10 protein-coding genes are annotated in these 17,528 nt (G+C 64.4%); 7 read left to right on the forward strand and 3 right to left on the reverse strand.

Translation table 11 applies throughout. The features are described 5' to 3' along the window. Positions 1–349 precede the first annotated feature (349 nt). From ACSF9G_RS11525 to ACSF9G_RS11535, 3 genes are all read right to left on the reverse strand, one after another. Positions 350–1,615, reverse strand: a complete 1,266-nt coding sequence (locus ACSF9G_RS11525) for a hypothetical protein (protein WP_436641633.1) — start codon at positions 1,613–1,615, stop codon at positions 350–352. Further along, positions 1,569–8,432 (reverse strand): DUF4082 domain-containing protein, encoded by a 6,864-nt coding sequence (locus ACSF9G_RS11530; RefSeq protein ID WP_436641635.1) that lies wholly within the window; start codon positions 8,430–8,432, stop codon positions 1,569–1,571. Before ACSF9G_RS11530 ends, ACSF9G_RS11525 begins: the two co-directional genes overlap by 47 nt. Before the next feature lie 522 nt (positions 8,433–8,954). Continuing rightward, positions 8,955–10,058, reverse strand: a complete 1,104-nt coding sequence (locus ACSF9G_RS11535) for a LysR family transcriptional regulator (RefSeq protein WP_436641637.1) — start codon at positions 10,056–10,058, stop codon at positions 8,955–8,957. Between the two features lie 330 nt (positions 10,059–10,388). Between ACSF9G_RS11535 and ACSF9G_RS11540 the strand changes: the two genes are divergently transcribed. Genes ACSF9G_RS11540 through ACSF9G_RS11570 form a run of 7 tightly spaced genes read left to right on the forward strand, consistent with a single transcriptional unit; the run spans position 10,389 to position 17,494 of the window. After that, positions 10,389–11,453: a metal-dependent hydrolase family protein gene (locus ACSF9G_RS11540; RefSeq protein ID WP_436641639.1), complete on the forward strand. Its 1,065-nt coding sequence runs from the start codon at positions 10,389–10,391 to the stop codon at positions 11,451–11,453. A gap of 45 nt (positions 11,454–11,498) precedes the next feature. Further along, a complete protein-coding gene (locus tag ACSF9G_RS11545; protein ID WP_436641641.1) occupies positions 11,499–12,410 on the forward strand; it encodes a branched-chain amino acid transaminase in 912 nt (303 codons plus the stop codon). A gap of 16 nt (positions 12,411–12,426) precedes the next feature. Continuing rightward, a complete protein-coding gene (locus ACSF9G_RS11550; RefSeq protein ID WP_436641643.1) occupies positions 12,427–13,584 on the forward strand; it encodes a M24 family metallopeptidase in 1,158 nt (385 codons plus the stop codon). Between the two features lie 9 nt (positions 13,585–13,593). Then, positions 13,594–14,574 (forward strand): ornithine cyclodeaminase family protein, encoded by a 981-nt coding sequence (locus ACSF9G_RS11555; RefSeq protein ID WP_436642136.1) that lies wholly within the window; start codon positions 13,594–13,596, stop codon positions 14,572–14,574. 55 nt (positions 14,575–14,629) lie between these two features. Next, positions 14,630–15,616, forward strand: coding sequence for a TRAP transporter substrate-binding protein DctP (gene dctP / locus ACSF9G_RS11560; protein WP_436641645.1), 987 nt, complete (start codon positions 14,630–14,632; stop codon positions 15,614–15,616). A gap of 33 nt (positions 15,617–15,649) precedes the next feature. Beyond that, positions 15,650–16,177 (forward strand): TRAP transporter small permease, encoded by a 528-nt coding sequence (locus ACSF9G_RS11565; protein ID WP_436641647.1) that lies wholly within the window; start codon positions 15,650–15,652, stop codon positions 16,175–16,177. A 6-nt stretch (positions 16,178–16,183) separates the two neighbouring features. Further along, complete coding sequence (locus ACSF9G_RS11570) at positions 16,184–17,494, forward strand: TRAP transporter large permease (RefSeq protein WP_436641649.1); 1,311 nt, start codon at positions 16,184–16,186, stop codon at positions 17,492–17,494. Positions 17,495–17,528: the final 34 nt, after the last annotated feature.

Raw genomic sequence — 17,528 nt, forward strand, 5'->3', positions numbered from 1 at the left:
TGGCGACTGCCTCGTTTCCCCGCGATTCCGCTACCGCTTCGGACTTCAACCGTCCGTTTCACGCATTGTCTTTCGATGTCTGGTTGCGGCGGGGACCTGCCGTGACCCCGGGCCGGCCGGACATGGACGGTAAAGACCGATAAGGCTGGTCCGATCGCGAATTGAAAACGCTACCACAGCCCCCGGGGTGCGACAATCAGGCGCATGTTCACAGCACTATTGCCAAAAACAGCGGGTTATGCGGCGACTAAGCGCCGCCTCGACGAAGTAATGACGGCCGCTCATTGAGTTGGTCGCGTCCCGGATACATGGCAACCCGGCCGCAAACCGCGCAGGTGAAGACGGACCGTCAGTCGATCCTGTAGAGATGGACCGCGTACGGTTCGAATGTGTCCTTGAAAGTCGCTTCACTCGACAAGGTGATCGACCGCCCCTCGCCAATCACGTCCACATTGGACTGCTCGGCCTGCCGAAGCGAAAACGTGGCCTTGGCCCCGCGATCGCTCATGGCGACTGCGAAGAGATAGAGGACGCCGTCGTGCCGCTTGACCATCGCGGCTACCGCCGAAGAGCCCGCTTCCGTTTCGATCTCGACGGAATCGTCTATCGAGGGAGAGTTCAGGACAGGAGCAAGGTCCAGTATCTGCTTGTTGATCCCTGCGATGGCATCGAACAGTTCTCGATCCTGGAGCAGCGACGCCTCGACGAAATTCGGCTGGAACTGGTGAACGAAGTAGATCAGCCCCTTAGAGCCATGGACCAGCGCCATCCAGACCTCGGCCCGGATTTGCTCCGGTGATGGCTTTCTTTCGGTATTGCCGATGCGGCTGGCTTCGATGCAGGTCCACACGATTTGCTCGGGGCCCGTCCAGCCGCGGAGACGAGCGACGCCGCGGGCGACGAACTCGAGCTTTCCGGCGACCTCCGGGTGGGGACTGACCACGGGATAGATATCGAAGGAAACGATGTCGCCGCCCTTTACGTAGTGAGGGTAGTCCTCGGGATGGCCGCTTCGCGCACCGCGGCCGTACCAGCCATCCCAGGCGACCCCCTGACCGAGGTTCAGAAACACGGGCCTGGTCGGGTCGCGCCGCTTCATTTCGTCGTAGTCGGCTACGACCTCGTCCGGGGGGATCGGCTGCCCGTAGCCCAGTTTGAAGGGCAAAGGTTGCGCATTATCCGGTTCGTCGCCATGCATCCAGGCTATGATGATGTCTTTGTCGGGGCTCGAAAGGGCGATGTCGTTCTGCTCGGCGACAACGAACAGGCCGGCCCGTTTCAGCTCGGCGAGTTGCGCTGCCGTCGGTCCCCCCCAAAGGCCGACATAGGTATTGATGCCGGCGTCCCGATACGTGCGGGCATTGGCCGGGTTCTGCAGCCAGACGGCCAATGGAAAGAATGCCGGGTCGTCGAGCGGCGAGGGACGCCGCGGACCTCCCTCAGCCGCAACCGCGATTCCGCAAAAAATGAATGCGCTCAGGAAGATGGCGATGCGGTGGAGACAGTGCATCGAATTGCGCCCGGCATCGATGCTTCGACGCTGCCGCCGATCCCGATCCGTTGCCCGCTCAGTCCAGACTCGCACTCTGGCTCGAACTCTGTTCGAAAACCACATCTACCCAATAGTTCGCGGCGTTGTAGTTTTGCGTCGGGAACGCGCCCGAGCCGTAGAGATAGACGCCGTTTCCGCCCGACGATCCGCTCGACGGGGCGGTCAATGGACCGCTCGTACGCGCCGTCGTGAAATAGCTGAGCGTGGCAGCGTAGCCCCCATTGGAATGGTACGAGACGACGTATGTCGTGCCCGCCGTCAGCGGCACCGGGCTCGCCAGCGTCGCCTGCTGCCAGCCGGAGCTGCTTTCTCCGGTAAAGGTGACCTGCGCCAGTCGCGTCCCCGTGGATGTCCACAGCGAGCCGATATGCGTGCCGGTATCCTGGGCACCCTTGTAGTAGCGGATGGCGGTCACGGCCCCGGCGCTGGAGGTGGTGAACTTGACGCCAAGTTCGACCGGGCTCGGATCGTTGGCGGACAGGATGGCGGGTGTGTCGGTCGGCGCGAACAGGCTGATGCCTTCTCCTGGCGGCGTCACCGTCGTCACCGTCAGCGCCACCGCGGCCGACGCCGTTCCACCGCGCCCGTCGGAGATCGCATAGGTGAAGCCGGCAGGCCCGGTATAGCCGGTCGCCGGCGTGAAGGTGACCGTGCCGGAGTTGAGTGACACCGTGCCGTTCGACGGCGCAGAGACACCGGTGACGGTAAGCGGGTCGCCGTCCGGGTCGCTGTCGTTGGCTAACAGCAGCGCCGCCGACATCGCCAACGGCGTGTCCTGCGGCGTCGTGAAGCCGCTGTCATTCACCGCGACCGGCGGCTGGTTGGCGGCCGGCGAGACGGTCAGCGCCACTGTCGCCGATGCCGTGCCGCCGCGCCCGTCGGAGATCGCGTAGCTGAAGCCGGCAGGCCCCGTGTAGCCGGTCGCCGGCGTGAAGGTGACCGTGCCGGAGTTAAGTAACACCGTGCCGTTTGACGGCGCCGAGACACCGGTGACGGTCAGCGGGTCGCCGTCCGGGTCGCTGTCGTTGACTAACAGCAGCGCCGCCGACAGCGCCAGCGGCGTGTCCTGCGACGTCGTGAAGCCGCCGTCATTCACCGCGACCGGCGGCTGGTTGGCGGCCGGCGAGACGGTCAGCGATACCGTGGCTGACGCCGTACCGCCCTGACCGTCGGAGATCGCGTAGGTGAAGCCGGCGGGGCCGGAATAGCCGGCCGTCGGCGTGAAGGTGACCGTGCCCGAATTGAGCGCCACCGTACCGTTCGAAGCCGCCGAGACACCGGTGACCGTGAGCGTGTCGCCATCCGGGTCGCTGTCGTTGGCGAGCAAAGTCGATGTCGACAGCCCCAGCGGCGTGTCTTGCGACGTCGTGAAGCCGCTGTCGTTCACGGCGACCGGCGGCTGATTGCTGCCCGCCGCCGGGACGAAGACGATGTCGGCCCAATAGTTCGTCGCGTTGTAGGTCTGCGTCGGGAAGCCGCCCGAACCGTAAAGATAGACGCCATTGCCACCGGACGCCGCGCTCGACGGGGCGGTCAGTGGCCCGTTCGTATGGGCGCCGTTGAAGAAGTTCGCCGTGGCCGGATAGCGCCCGTTGGAATGGTACGAGACGACGTAGGTGTTGCCCGCCGTCAGCGGCACCGGGCTCGCCAGCGTCGCCTGCTGCCAGCCGGAGTTGGTCTCGCCGGTGAAGATGACCTGCGCCAGCCGCGTTCCGCCCGCTGTCCACAGCGAGCCGACATGCGTGCCGGTGTCCAGGGCGCTCTTGTAATAGCGGATCGCGGTCACCGTACCGGCGGTGGACGTGGTGAACTTGACGCCGAGCTCGACCGGGCTCGGATCGACGTCGGCCAGGATGGCAGGCGTGTCCGTCGGCGCGAACAGGCTGATGCCTTCGCCCGGTGGCGTCACCGTCGTCACCGTCAGCGCCACAGTCGCCGATGCCGTGCCGCCGCGCCCGTCGGAGATCGCGTAGGTGAAGCCGGCAGGCCCGGTATAGCCGGTCGCCGGCGTGAACGTGACCGTGCCGGAATTGAGCGACACCGTGCCGTTCGATGGCGCCGAAACGCCGGTGACGGTCAGCGGGTCGCCGTCCGGGTCGCTGTCGTTGGCGAGCAGCAGCGCCGCCGACATCGCCAGCGGCGTGTCCTGCGGCGTCGTGAAGCCGCTATCATTCACCGCGACCGGCGGCTGGTTGGCGGCCGGCGAGACGGTCAGCGATACCGTAGCCGACGCCGTGCCGCCCTGACCGTCGGAGATCGCGTAGGTGAAGCCGGCGGGGCCGGTATAGCCGGCCGTCGGCGTGAAGGTGACCGTGCCCGAATTGAGCGCCACCGTACCGTTCGATGGCGCCGAGACACCGGTGACCGTGAGCGTGTCGCCGTCCGGATCGCTGTCGTTGGCGAGCAGCGTTAACGTCGCCAGCGCCAGCGGCGTGTTCTGCGACGTCGTGAAGCCGCTGTCGTTCACCGCGACCGGCGGCTGGTTGCTGCCCGCCGCCGGGACGAAGACGATGTCGGCCCAATAGTTCGTCGCGCTGTAGGTCTGCGTCGGGAAGCCGCCCGAACCATAGAGATAGACGCCGTTGCCGCCCGACGCCGCGCTCGACGGGGCGGTCAGAGGCCCGTTCGTATGGGCGCCGTTGAAGAAGTTCGCCGTGGCCGGATAGCGTCCGTTGGAATGGTACGAGACGACGTAGGTCGTTCCCGCCGTCAGCGGCACCGGGCTCGCCAGCGTCGCCTGCTGCCAGCCGGAGTTGGTCTCGCCGGTGAAGATGACCTGCGCCAGCCGCGTTCCGCCCGCTGTCCACAGCGAGCCGACATGCGTGCCGGTGTCCAGGGCGCTCTTGTAATAGCGGATCGCGGTCACCGTACCGGCGGTGGACGTGGTGAACTTGACGCCGAGCTCGACCGGGCTCGGATCGACGTCGGCCAGGATGGCAGGCGTGTCGGTGGGCGCGAACAGGCTGATGCCTTCGCCCGGTGGCGTCACCGTCGTCACCGTCAGCGCCACAGTCGCCGATGCCGTGCCGCCGCGTCCGTCGGAAATCGCGTAGGTGAAGCCGGCAGGCCCTGTATAGCCGGTCGCGGGCGTGAACGTGACCGTGCCGGAATTGAGCGACACGGTGCCGTTCGACGGCGCCGAAACGCCGGTGACGGTGAGCGTGTCGCCGTCCGGATCGCTGTCGTTGGCGAGCAGCAGCGCCGCCGATAATGCCAGCGGCGTGTCCTGCAACGTGGCAAAGCCGCTGTCGTTCACCGCGACCGGCGACTGATTGACTGTGGGCTCGCTGGGCTCGAAGACCACATCGACCCAGTAGTTTTCGTTCTGGTAGCTGAATTGAGGGAACGTGCCGGAGGGACCGTAGGCATAGACGCTGCCGCCCGCCGGCACCGAAAGCGGCCCGCGATTATAGGTGGTGCCGAAATAGTTGCTGGTGGTGGAATACAGCCCGTCCGAGGAATAGGACGCCACGTAGGTGGTGCCCGCGTTGATCTGGACTGGAGTATCCAGCAATACGCTCTGCCAACCGCTATAGGGTTCGTTCGTTGACGTGCCCGTAGCGAGGAGCGTGCCCGTTCCGGTCCAGAGGCGAACGATGTGGGTGCCTATGTTCAACGGCCCCTTGTAGAAGCGTATTGCGGAAATGCTGCCCGACGTCGACGCGCTGAACCGCACGCCTAACTCCAACCGCGCATAATCCATCACGGCTTCTTCGTCGGGCTTGGCCGAAAGCGTCCAGAGGCTCGACGTCTCCGGCAGGTCGACGGTAACCTGTTGGCCAGCGGCCGGCGTCTCGACGCGGTAGCTGTCGTCGACGGCGCGCGACTGGATCGTGTAGTTGCCGGCCGCCTGGACCGCCCAGACATAGGACCACGCCTCGCGGCCGGTCGCCTTGTGCCAAGTCTCGCCGCCATCGACCGAGACCTCGACGCCGGCGACCCTGCCGCCACCGGAATCGGTGGCGGTACCAGTGATGGTGACGCGCTCGCCTTCGACAAAGCTCGCACCCGCCGTGGGCGTCGAGATCGTGGAAGCCGGGGCCTGCAGGTCGGTCGACGCAACCGCCGGAACCAGCGATGGGTCGAGCGTGGCCGGCTGCACATCCATGTCGGCGAACATGTTGACCATGGCCTGGCGGATGTCGGGATCTGCCGGCATCTGGTCGGCATCGTGCTCGGTATCCAGCCCGAAGGCCCAATAGACGGTCGCGGCGCTGAAGACCAGGGCTCCGCTGGGCGAACGGTACATGGTCAGGCTGTGTGGAACCGCCGGATTGTCGCCGGTCGTCAAACCGTAGTCACGAAGATAGGTGTTCACCGAGACCGTTGACGAAGACAGGTTGACGAGGCCGTCCGGGCGATAGCCGTTGTCGACGTCGGAATCCCATTCGTATCCGAGGAGCGGGGGCACAAGCGTCGCCGTCTGGCCGGGCTGCAGCCCGGCGATGGACGTGTTGTTCCAGAACCGGAACCGCGACATCTCGTAGGGAATATCGATCGAGTCGGTGCGGTAGCTGTCGACGGTGAACATCGTTCCCATCAACGCGTTCTCCGGCTCCTGGCCCGGATCCTGGAACCTTGGGTCGCGCCACGTGGCCGTCGCTATCGGGCTCGGATCGATATCGGTATTCGCACGGGTTTCCTTGTAGGTGATCAGCGTGCGGAAGTCGGTTCCCGAACCGTCGATGCTCGGTTCCCAGCGCGTTTTCCAGAAAGACGTGTTGCCGGACCAGAATGCGAGATTCACCCCTGCATCCCGGGCGGCCTCGACATTGGCGCGTTGTTCGGCCGACCAGTATTCATCGTGACCGACCGAGAGAAACACCTTGTGGTCTAGAAGCAGGTTGCCCGACCGCGCGACATCGACACCGGAGATGTAGGAGACATCGTAACCGTTTCGCTCCAGCCAACGGATCGCCGCATACTCGCCGGTGAAGATGTAGTCCCAGGGCCCGCCATAGACACTCGTATTGATCTTGTACGGCCGATTATAGGAGACGGCGTAGGCGCGGCTGTCGGTCCCGCCCTGCAGCTGGTTTTCATACAAGCTTGCGCCGCCCCAGGCATTGTACGCTTGCCAGGTGGTATCCGAGGTCTGGAACACGATATCCGTGGCCGCCCCGTCGTCGCGCACGACGAACGGAGTCAAGCTCACCCCGGGTGTCCCGTCCTGGCGCTCGAGCCGGGCGAAGTAGATGCCGGACACCGCATCCGTCGGAACCGTCCAACTCGCCGAAACGGCCCAGTTGCCCGCATCGACCAGCCCCCGGGCGGCTTCGACGAGCGGGGCAGGTTGCACCTGGGGCTGCGCCAGTTGCCTGACTATCGAGTCGACGAGCCTAGCGCCGTCGCCGCCGTAGTAGCCGATGCGATAGATGTCGATCCGGTAGTTGGTCGAATTGGTGTTGATCTTGAAGTCGACCGTTTCGCCCACATTGACGCTGATGTCGGTAGCGAAACCCTGGATGTTCTCGTCTCCGTCGCCATCGACGCCCCAGACCGAGCGGGGGGTTCCCGGAAGCTCGTTTTCCAGAACAATCCGGTTGACGTGGGACGCCTCGATCACGGAAACGATGCTGGCATCCGCGTCGTCGCGCGAACCGTCGTTCGTCCTCGCGCCCCTGGGCCCGCGTTTGCCGTCCTTGCCGGGATCCTGCAATCCGCCGAAGCGTCGCCCCTTGATTCCTTCACCCGACCACCAGACCGCGACGAAGCCGGTCTGTCCGTGGGCGGCGATGGCGGGAAGTGCCTCGGACGGAACGTCGGACTTGTTGATCTTGAAAACCTTGCTGGCTTTCCTGACCTTGCCATTGAAGATCCGGCCATGAACAACGTTCTCGCCGTCCCAAACAATGGCAAATCCGCCGTTGTTGAGACCCGTGACACTATGATTGCCCTGGAAACCGGCAGCTTTCTTGTTGACCACGACACGGTCGCCGAGCGGCCGTCCGGTCCTCTTGTAGCGCTGCGCCGACACGCCCGGGCGGGTGCCGTCACCGTCTGCGGTCAGCACCTCGCGGGTGACGACGAAGCGCTTCTTGGCGGTTCCGGCGACATCCGGAATTATCTGGGCGGCCTGGCGGGAACCGGCCTCGTCCGCAGGGCGGTCATCTAGATCGGGTAAGAGCCGGCCGATCGTCTCGGATGGGCTGACGAGAACGCTTTTGCCGCGCTTTTTGGCGTTCGATGTGTAGCGCTGGGCGCGAATCGCCCCGTTTGCATTCCATGCAACAACAAAACCGCCTTTGTTGAGCGCGCCAACGGCCGGATATTCGTGCGAAAAGTTCGGATAGGTCGTGTCGACGCGAAATTCGCCCCCCTTGGGGACGCCGGCCTTGGAAAACAGCCGCCCGATGATCGCCGCGTAGGCCTCGTCCTGATAGCGGGAACTCCAGACGACGGCGAAACCGCCGTTCTTCAGTCCCGCGATCGTCGGATAATACTGATCGTTCAGCCGATACGTATTCGCCCGGACAGGATTTCCGGCCTGCTTGCCGTCAGCCGTATAACGCTGAACGTAGACGCCCAGCCCGGATCCGTCATCGTACTCGTAGGCGACGACGAACCCGCCGTTTGCCAAGCCTGAAACGACCGGATTCAGGAATTCCTGGGAGTCCCTGATAACATCGATCGCGCCGCCGACTTTCTTGCCCTGGGAGTTGTAGCGCTGGGCCTTGACGCCATTTGGAGAGGCCGCACGCCAGACGACAACGAAGCCGCCGTCGTTCAACTCGGCCACGTCCGGGCGATACCCTTCCTTCGAAACCGTGAATTCGGCGCCGAATTTTTTCAATTCGACGGGCTTCTTCGCTTCGGCGGAAGCGAATATCAGCAACAGCGAAAAAAGCAGCCCGAAATACGTGAAAATTCGATGCCGCATTCTACGCTCCCTGAACCCATCTGGCGGCAGCCAATCCGTGGCCCATTCGAGCCGTGACATCAGCCGGTACCGGTCGGGGGGCGGTCGATCCAACCCGCAAACCACGCCGGGCCGATATGCCGACGCGTGAACGAACCCCGTTTTCTTGACAGGGGATCAAACTATGACACCCGAAGCTTCAGTACCGACATGTCGATTGGCGGCAAACAACGCCTGCAAATTGTGACCGATAGGCTCTTCAAAAACAGGGATGAATGCGATTGATCGAGCCTACCTTTCGCTACGGAAACGAACGAAAGGTGGAGGGTCCAACCGCATTCGGATGAGAGCGCGGTCAAATAAGGCTGAGGACCGAGATTGGTCCAAGTAGCATTCGGACCATGCTGGCGCCGCCGAACCACGGCGGCGCTCACGGATGCTTGCCCTTCCGGCGGCAAAACCGGAATCCGAGCCCGGTGTGGCCGCCGAGGCAACCGGGCTTCCGAATCGAAGGGGTGTAGATCGGCGCGTTACACCGACCGGTCAGCGCGGGTCGGCGTGCGGCAGACCATTGACGTAGGACACGCCCGGCCCGCGTTCCTTGGGTTGGCCCATGAAACCCTTGTCCGGCCGCACAAGGGGATCTTGCAGCGCCCCCTTGCCGGAGGCGACCAGGTCGCGGATCTCGGACAGGACGAGATTGGCAGCCGGCAGCAGCGGCCGCGCAGCACGGCGCAGGACACAGAGGTCGCGGAAAATATCCGGCAGCCCCGTCGTGACCGGCGCGAGCAGACCTTGCTCTTCCTCGTGCCGGATTGCCATCGCGGGCAGCATCGTAAGGAAGTCCGACGAAGCGACGGTCAGTTTCAGTGTGTGGACGGAATTGGACGCCACGCTGGCGCGTGGCGGCTCGACGCCGGCACGCATGAACATCTTGCGTAGCTCGAGGAGGATGGCGTTTCCCTTCTCCGGCACGATCCAGGGAAAGCGCATGAGGTCGGCGACCGTACACGGATCGCCCCCCGCCAGGGGATGGCCTCGGCGCGCGACGACGAACATCTGTTCCCTGAGCAGTTCGCTGACCGCGATCGTCTCGGTGTTCTGGGTCGGCAGCGCGCTGGCGATCGCGAAATCGATGGTGCCGTGCTCGAGGTCCGCGGTGAGCTGCATGCTTGGCGCTTCGACGACGTGGATCTCGATATCCGGTGCCCGCCGCAGGGCGCGCTCGAACACCGGCGGCAGCACAAAGCTCGCCGCGCTGGGCACGATGCCCACCCGTGCCACGCCGCGCGCGGCGCCCTTTAGCAGGTTCAGGTCGGCGATGGTGCGGTCGGCGTCGGCGCGCAGGATCCGCGCATGCGGCACGAATGCCTCACCGAAAGCGGTGAGGTCCATGCCGAGCGCATGGCGCACGAACAGTTCGCCACCGAGGCGGTTCTCGAGCCGCTTCAGCGCCCGGCTGAGAGCCGGTTGGCTGATTGCGAGCGCCGCGGCCGCGCTTCCGAGGCTGCCGAGTTCCGTAACTTTCAGAAAATAGGAGATTTCGCGCAGATTCAGATCCATGAGCACTCGCGGAGATTCAGAACCATGAGGAATTGTCGGTATAGCCCGACCAAAACGCAATAGTACCCCAGCGAGCAGATGCATGGCCGCAATCGCGCGACGGTTGTCCCGCCATCATTGACGTCTGGTCTCCCACCTCCCGCAGGTCATGCCGAACGGTTATGGCCTTGGCGACAAAAGGCATTATGCATCGTTCCCCCTTTTCGACAATATGGCGCGAAGAGCCAAACAAAAGCTCTTTAAAGAAAAGAATGGGAAAAGGGCAGGGATTTGTCGACCGCTTATACAAACGCAAAAATAATAGACGGCACCGGAAACAGTTTCCACGGCCACATTATTATAGAAGACGGAAAAATAACTACCGTTGGGGAAGGTTCCCCTTCGGGAGAGCTCGGCTCAATCGAGCAGCGGGATTTGGCTGGCCAGACAGTCTTGCCCGGCTTCATCGACTGTCATGTGCATCTGCGCAATGACGGCGTAAGCGACCCGAGAGCCCAGGCGGCAGCCGACAGCGACGCGGTCGCCGTGCTGCGCTCGGCGCGCAACGCGCGGCGCACGCTGGCAGCCGGCGTAACGACGATCCGCGATTGCGGGTCGCGCGCCGGCATCGATTTCGCCTTGCGCCAAGCCGCGGCCCAGGGGCTCTGCGCAACGCCGCGTCTGGCCCTCAGCGGCGTGATGATCTGCATGACGGGCGGCCACGGCTGGAGTCTCGGCCTGGAGGCGGACGGGCCCGATGGCGTGCGTCGGGCGGCGCGAGGCCAACTCAAGGCGGGCGCCGACAACGTCAAGCTGGTGGCCAGCGGCGGCATCCTGACGCCGGGCTCCGAGATTGGCGCACCGCAATTCACGGTCGAGGAGATGAGCGCCGGCGTCGAGGAGGCGCACCGCGCCGGCAAGACCGCCTGCGCGCATGCCCACGGCACGACGGCGATCAAGAATGCCGTTCGCGCCGGCGTCGACTCCATCGAGCACGGCTACCTGATCGACGACGAGGGCATCGAGATGATGCTCGAGCGGGGAACCTATCTGGTCGCGACCTCGTCTGCGGTACGCAACGTGGTGCGGCATGGCGTGGCCGCCGGAATCCGGCCGGAAGTGGTGGCGAAGGCGGAAGCCGCGATCGCTCACCACATCGATGGTTTCAAACGCGCCTACAAGGCCGGCGTCAAAATGGCGATGGGCACCGATTCGGGGGTTCCCTTCACCGACCACGGCAACAATCTCGACGAACTTGTCTACCTGGTGGAGATGGGCGTTCCGCCGATGGAGGCGATTTCCATAGCCACGCTCAACAGTGCACGGCTTCTGCGCATGGACGACCGTATCGGCAGCCTCGAAGCGGGCAAGCGCGCCGATTTCGTCGTCATCGATGGCGACCCTCTCGCCGACATCACGGTCCTGCAGGACCGCAGCCGCATCCGTCTGGTCGTCATCGACGGCCAGACCATGGTCGACGAAACCGGTTTCGCCGGCTGACGCCGGCTCCACCCCCCTCTTTCACTGCCACACCGGAGTCCGGCTATGGAAAAAGCGGAAAAAATCTGGATCAACGGCGAGGTCGTCCCATGGGACGCCGCCACGGTTCATCTGGTCAGCAACACGCTGCACTACGGATTCGGCGTCTTCGAAGGCATACGCTGCTACAAGACCGACAGCGGCCCGGCCGTCTTCCGGCTGCGAGAGCATATGGTGCGGCTCGCAAAGTCGGCCGACATCCTTGGATTCAGCCTGCCGTACACGCTCGACGAACTCATCGAAGGGACGCGGGATGTCATCAAGGCCAACGGCTTCGAGCAATGCTACATCCGCCCGCTCGCCTATGTCGGCGAGGGCGGCATGGGACTGTCTTACGAGGACTGTCCGGTGAGCGTCGCCATCGCTGTCTGGTTCTGGGGCGAGTATGTCGGCAAGGGCACGATCGAGAACGGCAGCCGCGCTCGGGTTTCGACCTATGCCCGCCACCACATCAACACCAACATGTCGAAGGCCAAGGCATGCGGCAACTACATGCTGTTCCAGATGGCCCGCACGGAGGCCCGCCGCGACGGCTATGACGAGGCGCTTCTGCTCGATAGCAACGGGCACGTCGCGGAAGGGTCTGTGGAGCACATCTTCCTGGTGCGCAACGGCGCGCTGGTGACGCCGCCGCTGACCCATCTGCTCGACGGCATTACGCGCGACACGATCATCGTGCTGGCGCGCGAGCTCGGCCTCGAGGTGCGCGAGGAACTGTTCTCCCGCGACCACGTACTGACCAGCGACGAGGCGTTCTTCGTCGGCACCGGTGCCGAGGTGACGCCACTGGTCGAGCTCGACCGGCGCCCGATCGGCAGCGGCAAGCCTGGCCCCGTCACCAAACAGGTCCAGGAAGCCTATTTCACCACGGTCTACGGCCGCAGCAACCGTCACGCCGAATGGCTGACGTTCGTTTGAGACAGTGAGAGACCGCATGTCAGCAATGCCCCCCGACGAGTACCCCAACCGCGTCGCACGGGCACGCGACCTGATGCGCGAGCGCGGGCTCGACGGCCTGATCGTCACCGATCCGGTGCACTACGGCTACTTCACCGGACAAAAGGTGCCGGCATGGATGAAGTCGCGGCCGGCGATCTTCGTCCTGCCGCTCGAGGGTGAGCCGGCGCTGATCACCTGGTCCGGTCCGGAGATGTTCTGCCGGCTCTACGACATGCCGTTTCCCTCCTGGGTGCAGGACCGCCGGATCTACCCGGAAGTCCCCTTCACCGACGCACCGCGGGTCGACTGGGGTGTTGCCGAGATCGTGCGCGAGCGCGGGCTGGAAAGCGGGCGGCTTGGGATCGAGCTCGGCCGCGAGACATGGCTCGGCATACCGTACGACGATTACGAGTTGCTGCGCGAGCAGTTGCCGAAAGTGCGCTTCGTCGATTCCGGTCCGGTTCTGTGGGGCTGCCGGCTCATCAAGTCCGAGTGGGAGATCGACTGCATGCGCCAGGCCTGCGCGATCGGCGGCCGGGCCTGGCAGCGCATGTTCGAAGGGCTGCGGCCGGGGATCTCCGTGCCCGAAGTGCAGCGCCAGGTGCTGGCGTTCTATACGGAGGAGGGGGCCGACATTACCTCCGAGCCGCCGATGGTGTTCGGCGCCACCGGCGAGGGGCGGACGTTTCAGAAAGGCGACGTCCTGTACATCGACGGCGGCTGCAGCGTCTCCGGCTACCGGATGGATATCACCCGCCGCGCCGTGTTCGGCAAACCGTCGCCGCGCCAACTGGCCGAGCACGACGGCATGTGGGACCTGCTCTGGGAGATCATCGAACGGATGGTGCCCGGCACGCCCGTCAGCGAGATCTTCGCCTTCTCGCAAGCACGCCTGGCCGCCCGGCCGGAATTCCGCAATTACTCCGACCACCCCGCGAAGAGAATCGGCCATGGGATCGGGCTGGAGAACGAGCCGCCGTCGATCTCCGGGACGGACAAGACGGTGCTCGAGGCGGGCATGGTCCTGACGCCCGAGCCGAAGATCGAGAGCGAGGACGGGCTCGTCAATCCAGAAGAGCAGGTCGTGGTCCGGGCCGGTGGCCCGGAAGTCATCTCGCCGGTACCCGACTGGCGACTCTACGAGGTGAATTGAACGGTGACGATGTCGACACAGCCGCTGCGGCTTCTCAGCGAGCAGGACATTCGCGCCCTCGGACTGTCGCTTTCCGAGGTGATCGACCTGACCGAGCAGGCCTACCGTCTGGATGCCGAGGGCCAGACCGAGGTTCCTACGAAGATCGGCGTACATCCCGACCGCGCGGACAGCTTCCTGCACGCGATGCCCGCATGGGTCGCGGGAAACCGGTCGCTCGGCATGAAGTGGGTGTCCTATTTTCCCGGTAACTTCGAGGGCGGCATGGCCGATTCCACTGGCCTGATCGTCCTCAACGATCCCGACCACGGCCACCCCGTCTGCATCATGGAAGGGATGTACATCACCTTCCTGCGCACGGCCGCTTGCGCGGCGGTCGCGGTGCGCGCGCTGATCGAGCGCGAGCCGGAGACGCTGACGCTCGTCGGCTGCGGCGGGCTCGGACGATGGTCGCTGCGGGTGATGGCGGCTGCCTTCCCGTCACTGCACACGGTCTACGTTTCGTCGAAAACCGCCGCTTCGCGCGAGCGGTTCGCCGAGGAACTGGCCGGGGAGGTTGCGCAGAAGATCGTCCCGGTCGACGAACCGGCCGAAGCAGCGCGCGCAAGCGACATCATCGTGTCATCGGTCCCGCCGGGTGGCGGCCAGCCGGTGACGGCGGACTGCCTGGCGCCCGGTAGCTTCTTCGTGCCGCTCGACCTGACGAACGCGTGGAAGGACGACGTGCCGGCGGCGGTGGACCGGATCGTTGCCGACAATCCGGAGAACCTGGCCGGGCTGCTCACGCGGGCTCGCCCCGCGGCGCGGCTCGACCCTGAACGGATTGAGCGCACCCAGAATCTGGTAGCCGGCAGGGGGACGAAGGCCGGCCGTCACGAGCGCACTTTCGTCGGTGTTTGCGGCATCGCGAGCACCGACGTGGTCATCGGTTGGGAAATCTTTCGGCGCGCGGTTTCGGCCGAAGCGGGGACGCTCTTCCAGATGACCTGACGAAAAACGGCGCGCAGCGCCGAAACATAGTCCTTAAAGCAGGGAGGAAATAAACGTGCGTGGACTTCGACAGACAATCAAATCGCTGACAGCCGCTTCCGTGGTGCTGGCCGGCGTCGCCGGTGCCCAGGCCGAGGAGATCGTCCTCAAGGCCCTGACCTATGCGCCGCCCTCGAAGGTCGAGGACAGCATCGCCGTCTTCAAGGCGTGGATAGACAAAGTCAACGCCAAGGGCGAGGGTAAGCTGCGTGTCGAGATCCTCGGCGGGCCGGAGGTGTTCGCCGTCGGCGACCAGGTCAACGCCGTGAGCAAGGGCCTGGCCGACATCACCATGACGTTCACGGCGCATACCGCGCTCGTGCCCGAGGTCGATACGCTCGGTCTTTCCGGCATCACGGTGGCGGAGGAACGCGAGAACGGCTATTTGGCGCTCCTCGACGACGCGCACAGCAAGATCAACCTCAAGGTGATCGGTCGCGCCGCCACGCAGTCGGGCTTCTTCATCTTCTCGAAGGAGCCGATCGAGAGCCTGGCCGATTTCGAGGGCATGAAGATCCGTTCCCATTCGGGCTATGACGGGTTCTTTCGGAAACTCGATGCCAATCCGATCGGCATGAACATTTCGGAGATCTACGGTGGCCTGGAACGCGGCATCGTGACTGCGGCGCCGTACAACATCTTCGCCTACGACCTCGGTCTGCACGAGGTCACCGACTACATGCTCGCGGACCCGTTCTGGGTCTCACACACGACAATCACGCTGATGAACCGCAAGAAGTTCGACAGCTTGCCGGCCGAGCTGCAGGCGGTGCTGATCGACGCCCAGATCGAGATCGAGGCCGAGATGGCCGACATCGTCGCCAAGATGGCAGAGGAAGAGCGCAAGCGTCTGGCCGAAGCCGGCATGACGTTTACGAACCTGCCGCCGGAGGAAGCGGAACAGTTCCGCCAGATGGCCACTGAAAGCCGCTTCGAGGTGCTCGAGGAGATCCTCGGTGCCGACCGCATCGCCGAAATCAAGGCGCTGATCGTACGCCAATAGTCGTCGGCGCAATCCTCGAAGGAGAACTCGGCCATGGGCATCGGCGCGCGCTTCGGGCGCAGCTTCGACCGGTTGCTCGATTGTCTCGCGCTGGTGGGGTGCGCGCTGATCATGTTCCAGGTGATCAGCGTCTCCTTCGAGGTGATCGTGCGCTACTTCTTCGGCTTCTCGTTCGGCTGGGTGACCTCGCTGAACGAATGGAGCCTGGTCTTCCTGACCTTTCTCGGCGTGGCCTGGTTGCAGCGTGAAGGCGGCCATACCAACGACGACTCCATCATGCAGAAGTTCCCGGCACCGGTGCGCGTTATGGCGCGCACCGCGGCTTGGGGGCTGGCGCTTCTCACGACCGCGGTTCTGACCTGGTACGGGACCAAGGTCGCCTGGCAGAACTACGTCAACGACAGCTACGACTTCTTCAAGATCCGCGAAGTCCCGCTCTTCTACATCTACGCGGTGATCCCGTTCGGCAGCCTCCTGTGGCTGATCCAGCTACTGCGGTCGATGCGCCGCGAGTTGCACGACAACCGCGCCGGCGCGCGCCACGACACGACGGACGTGTGAGGCAGCATGGAGTGGTATGTCGCATTCCTTTTGCTGATCGGGACCTTCTTTTTTCTGGTCCTGCTCGGCGTTCCCGTGGTGTTCGCGTTCTTCGGCGTCAACATCATCTATCTCGGCTACTTCATGGGCGAGGCCGGCTTCGAGCTGTTGATCGACAGCGTCTATGGCAGCCTTTCGGTCTTCGTGCTGTTGCCGATCACGCTGTTCATCCTGATGGGCGAGGTGCTCTTCCGCACAGGCATCGCCATGAAGATGATCAACACGCTCGACACGTGGATGGGGGCCATTCCCGGTCGACTGTCACTCCTGGCGATTGGCTCGGGGACGCTGCTGGCGACGCTGTCGGGAGCGAGCATCGGCACAACGGCGATGCTGATCCGCACCCTGACGCCGGTCATGCAGGAGCGCGGCTACAGCAAGTCGCTGAGCATCGGTCCGCTGCTAGGCAGCGGCGGCCTGGCGATCATGATCCCGCCGAGCGCGCTCGGCGTCATCCTTGCCGTCATCGCGTCGGTTTCGGTCGGCAAGCTGTTGGTCGCCATCATCCTGCCGGGAATTCTGCTGGCCCTTTCGTACGTCGTCTATGTCGTGCTCGCCAGTCGCTTCGACCCGAGCGCCGCACCGGCCTACTCCTCGGAGAGGGTCGCGATCGGCGAACGCCTGATGCTGACGGCGAAATACATCCTGCCGCTGTCCATCATCATCTTCCTGGTGATCGGCGTGGTCTTCCTCGGCGTGGCGACGCCGACGGAAGCGGCCGCCCTCGGCACCGCCGGCGCCTTCGGTCTGGCCGCCTGCTACGGCCGGCTGACCTGGTCGGTCACCATCGAGGCGCTGATGTCGACGCTGCGCATCTCGGTGATGGTGCTGGCGATCCTGGCCGCGTCGAAGGCCTTCACGCAATTGCTCGCCTACACCGGTGCGACGCAGCAGCTGATCGGCTGGGCCACCGATCTGCCGATTTCGCCGATCTGGGTGATCGTGATGATGCATCTGATCACGCTGTTCCTCGGCGGGCCGATCGGCGGCATTCCCCTGATCATGATGACCGTGCCGATCTTTATTCCGGTGGTCACCGCGCTGGGCTACGACCCGATCTGGTTCTGCGTGGCAATGCTCATCAACGTCGAGCTGGCGCAGATCACACCGCCCTTCGGCATCCTGCTCTACGTTGCCAAGGGCATATTGCACGACACGACGATGGGCGAGATCACGCGCGCCGCGGTGCCGATCATCATCTGCAACCTGATCGTGATGGCGCTGCTGATCGCGATCCCGGCCCTGTCGCTGTGGCTCCCCGCGCAAATGCTCCAGTGAGCAGGCGATCCGCGACGCAAGACCAAACGAGGAA

The organism is Microbaculum mangrovi (genome assembly GCF_051390635.1).
Classification (GTDB): Bacteria; Pseudomonadota; Alphaproteobacteria; order Rhizobiales; family Tepidamorphaceae; genus Microbaculum.

Bases quoted from the DNA above. Each gene is read 5' to 3' on its own strand.
- ACSF9G_RS11530 (WP_436641635.1), bottom strand. From the start codon at position 8,432: ATGCGGCATCGAATTTTCACGTATTTCGGGCTGCTTTTTTCGCTGTTG.
- ACSF9G_RS11555 (WP_436642136.1), top strand. From the start codon at position 13,594: ATGTCGACACAGCCGCTGCGGCTTCTCAGCGAGCAGGACATTCGCGCC.
- ACSF9G_RS11570 (WP_436641649.1), top strand. From the start codon at position 16,184: ATGGAGTGGTATGTCGCATTCCTTTTGCTGATCGGGACCTTCTTTTTT.
- ACSF9G_RS11545 (WP_436641641.1), top strand. From the start codon at position 11,499: ATGGAAAAAGCGGAAAAAATCTGGATCAACGGCGAGGTCGTCCCATGG.
- ACSF9G_RS11535 (WP_436641637.1), bottom strand. From the start codon at position 10,058: ATGCATCTGCTCGCTGGGGTACTATTGCGTTTTGGTCGGGCTATACCG.
- ACSF9G_RS11525 (WP_436641633.1), bottom strand. From the start codon at position 1,615: ATGTGGTTTTCGAACAGAGTTCGAGCCAGAGTGCGAGTCTGGACTGAG.
- ACSF9G_RS11565 (WP_436641647.1), top strand. From the start codon at position 15,650: ATGGGCATCGGCGCGCGCTTCGGGCGCAGCTTCGACCGGTTGCTCGAT.
- ACSF9G_RS11550 (WP_436641643.1), top strand. From the start codon at position 12,427: ATGTCAGCAATGCCCCCCGACGAGTACCCCAACCGCGTCGCACGGGCA.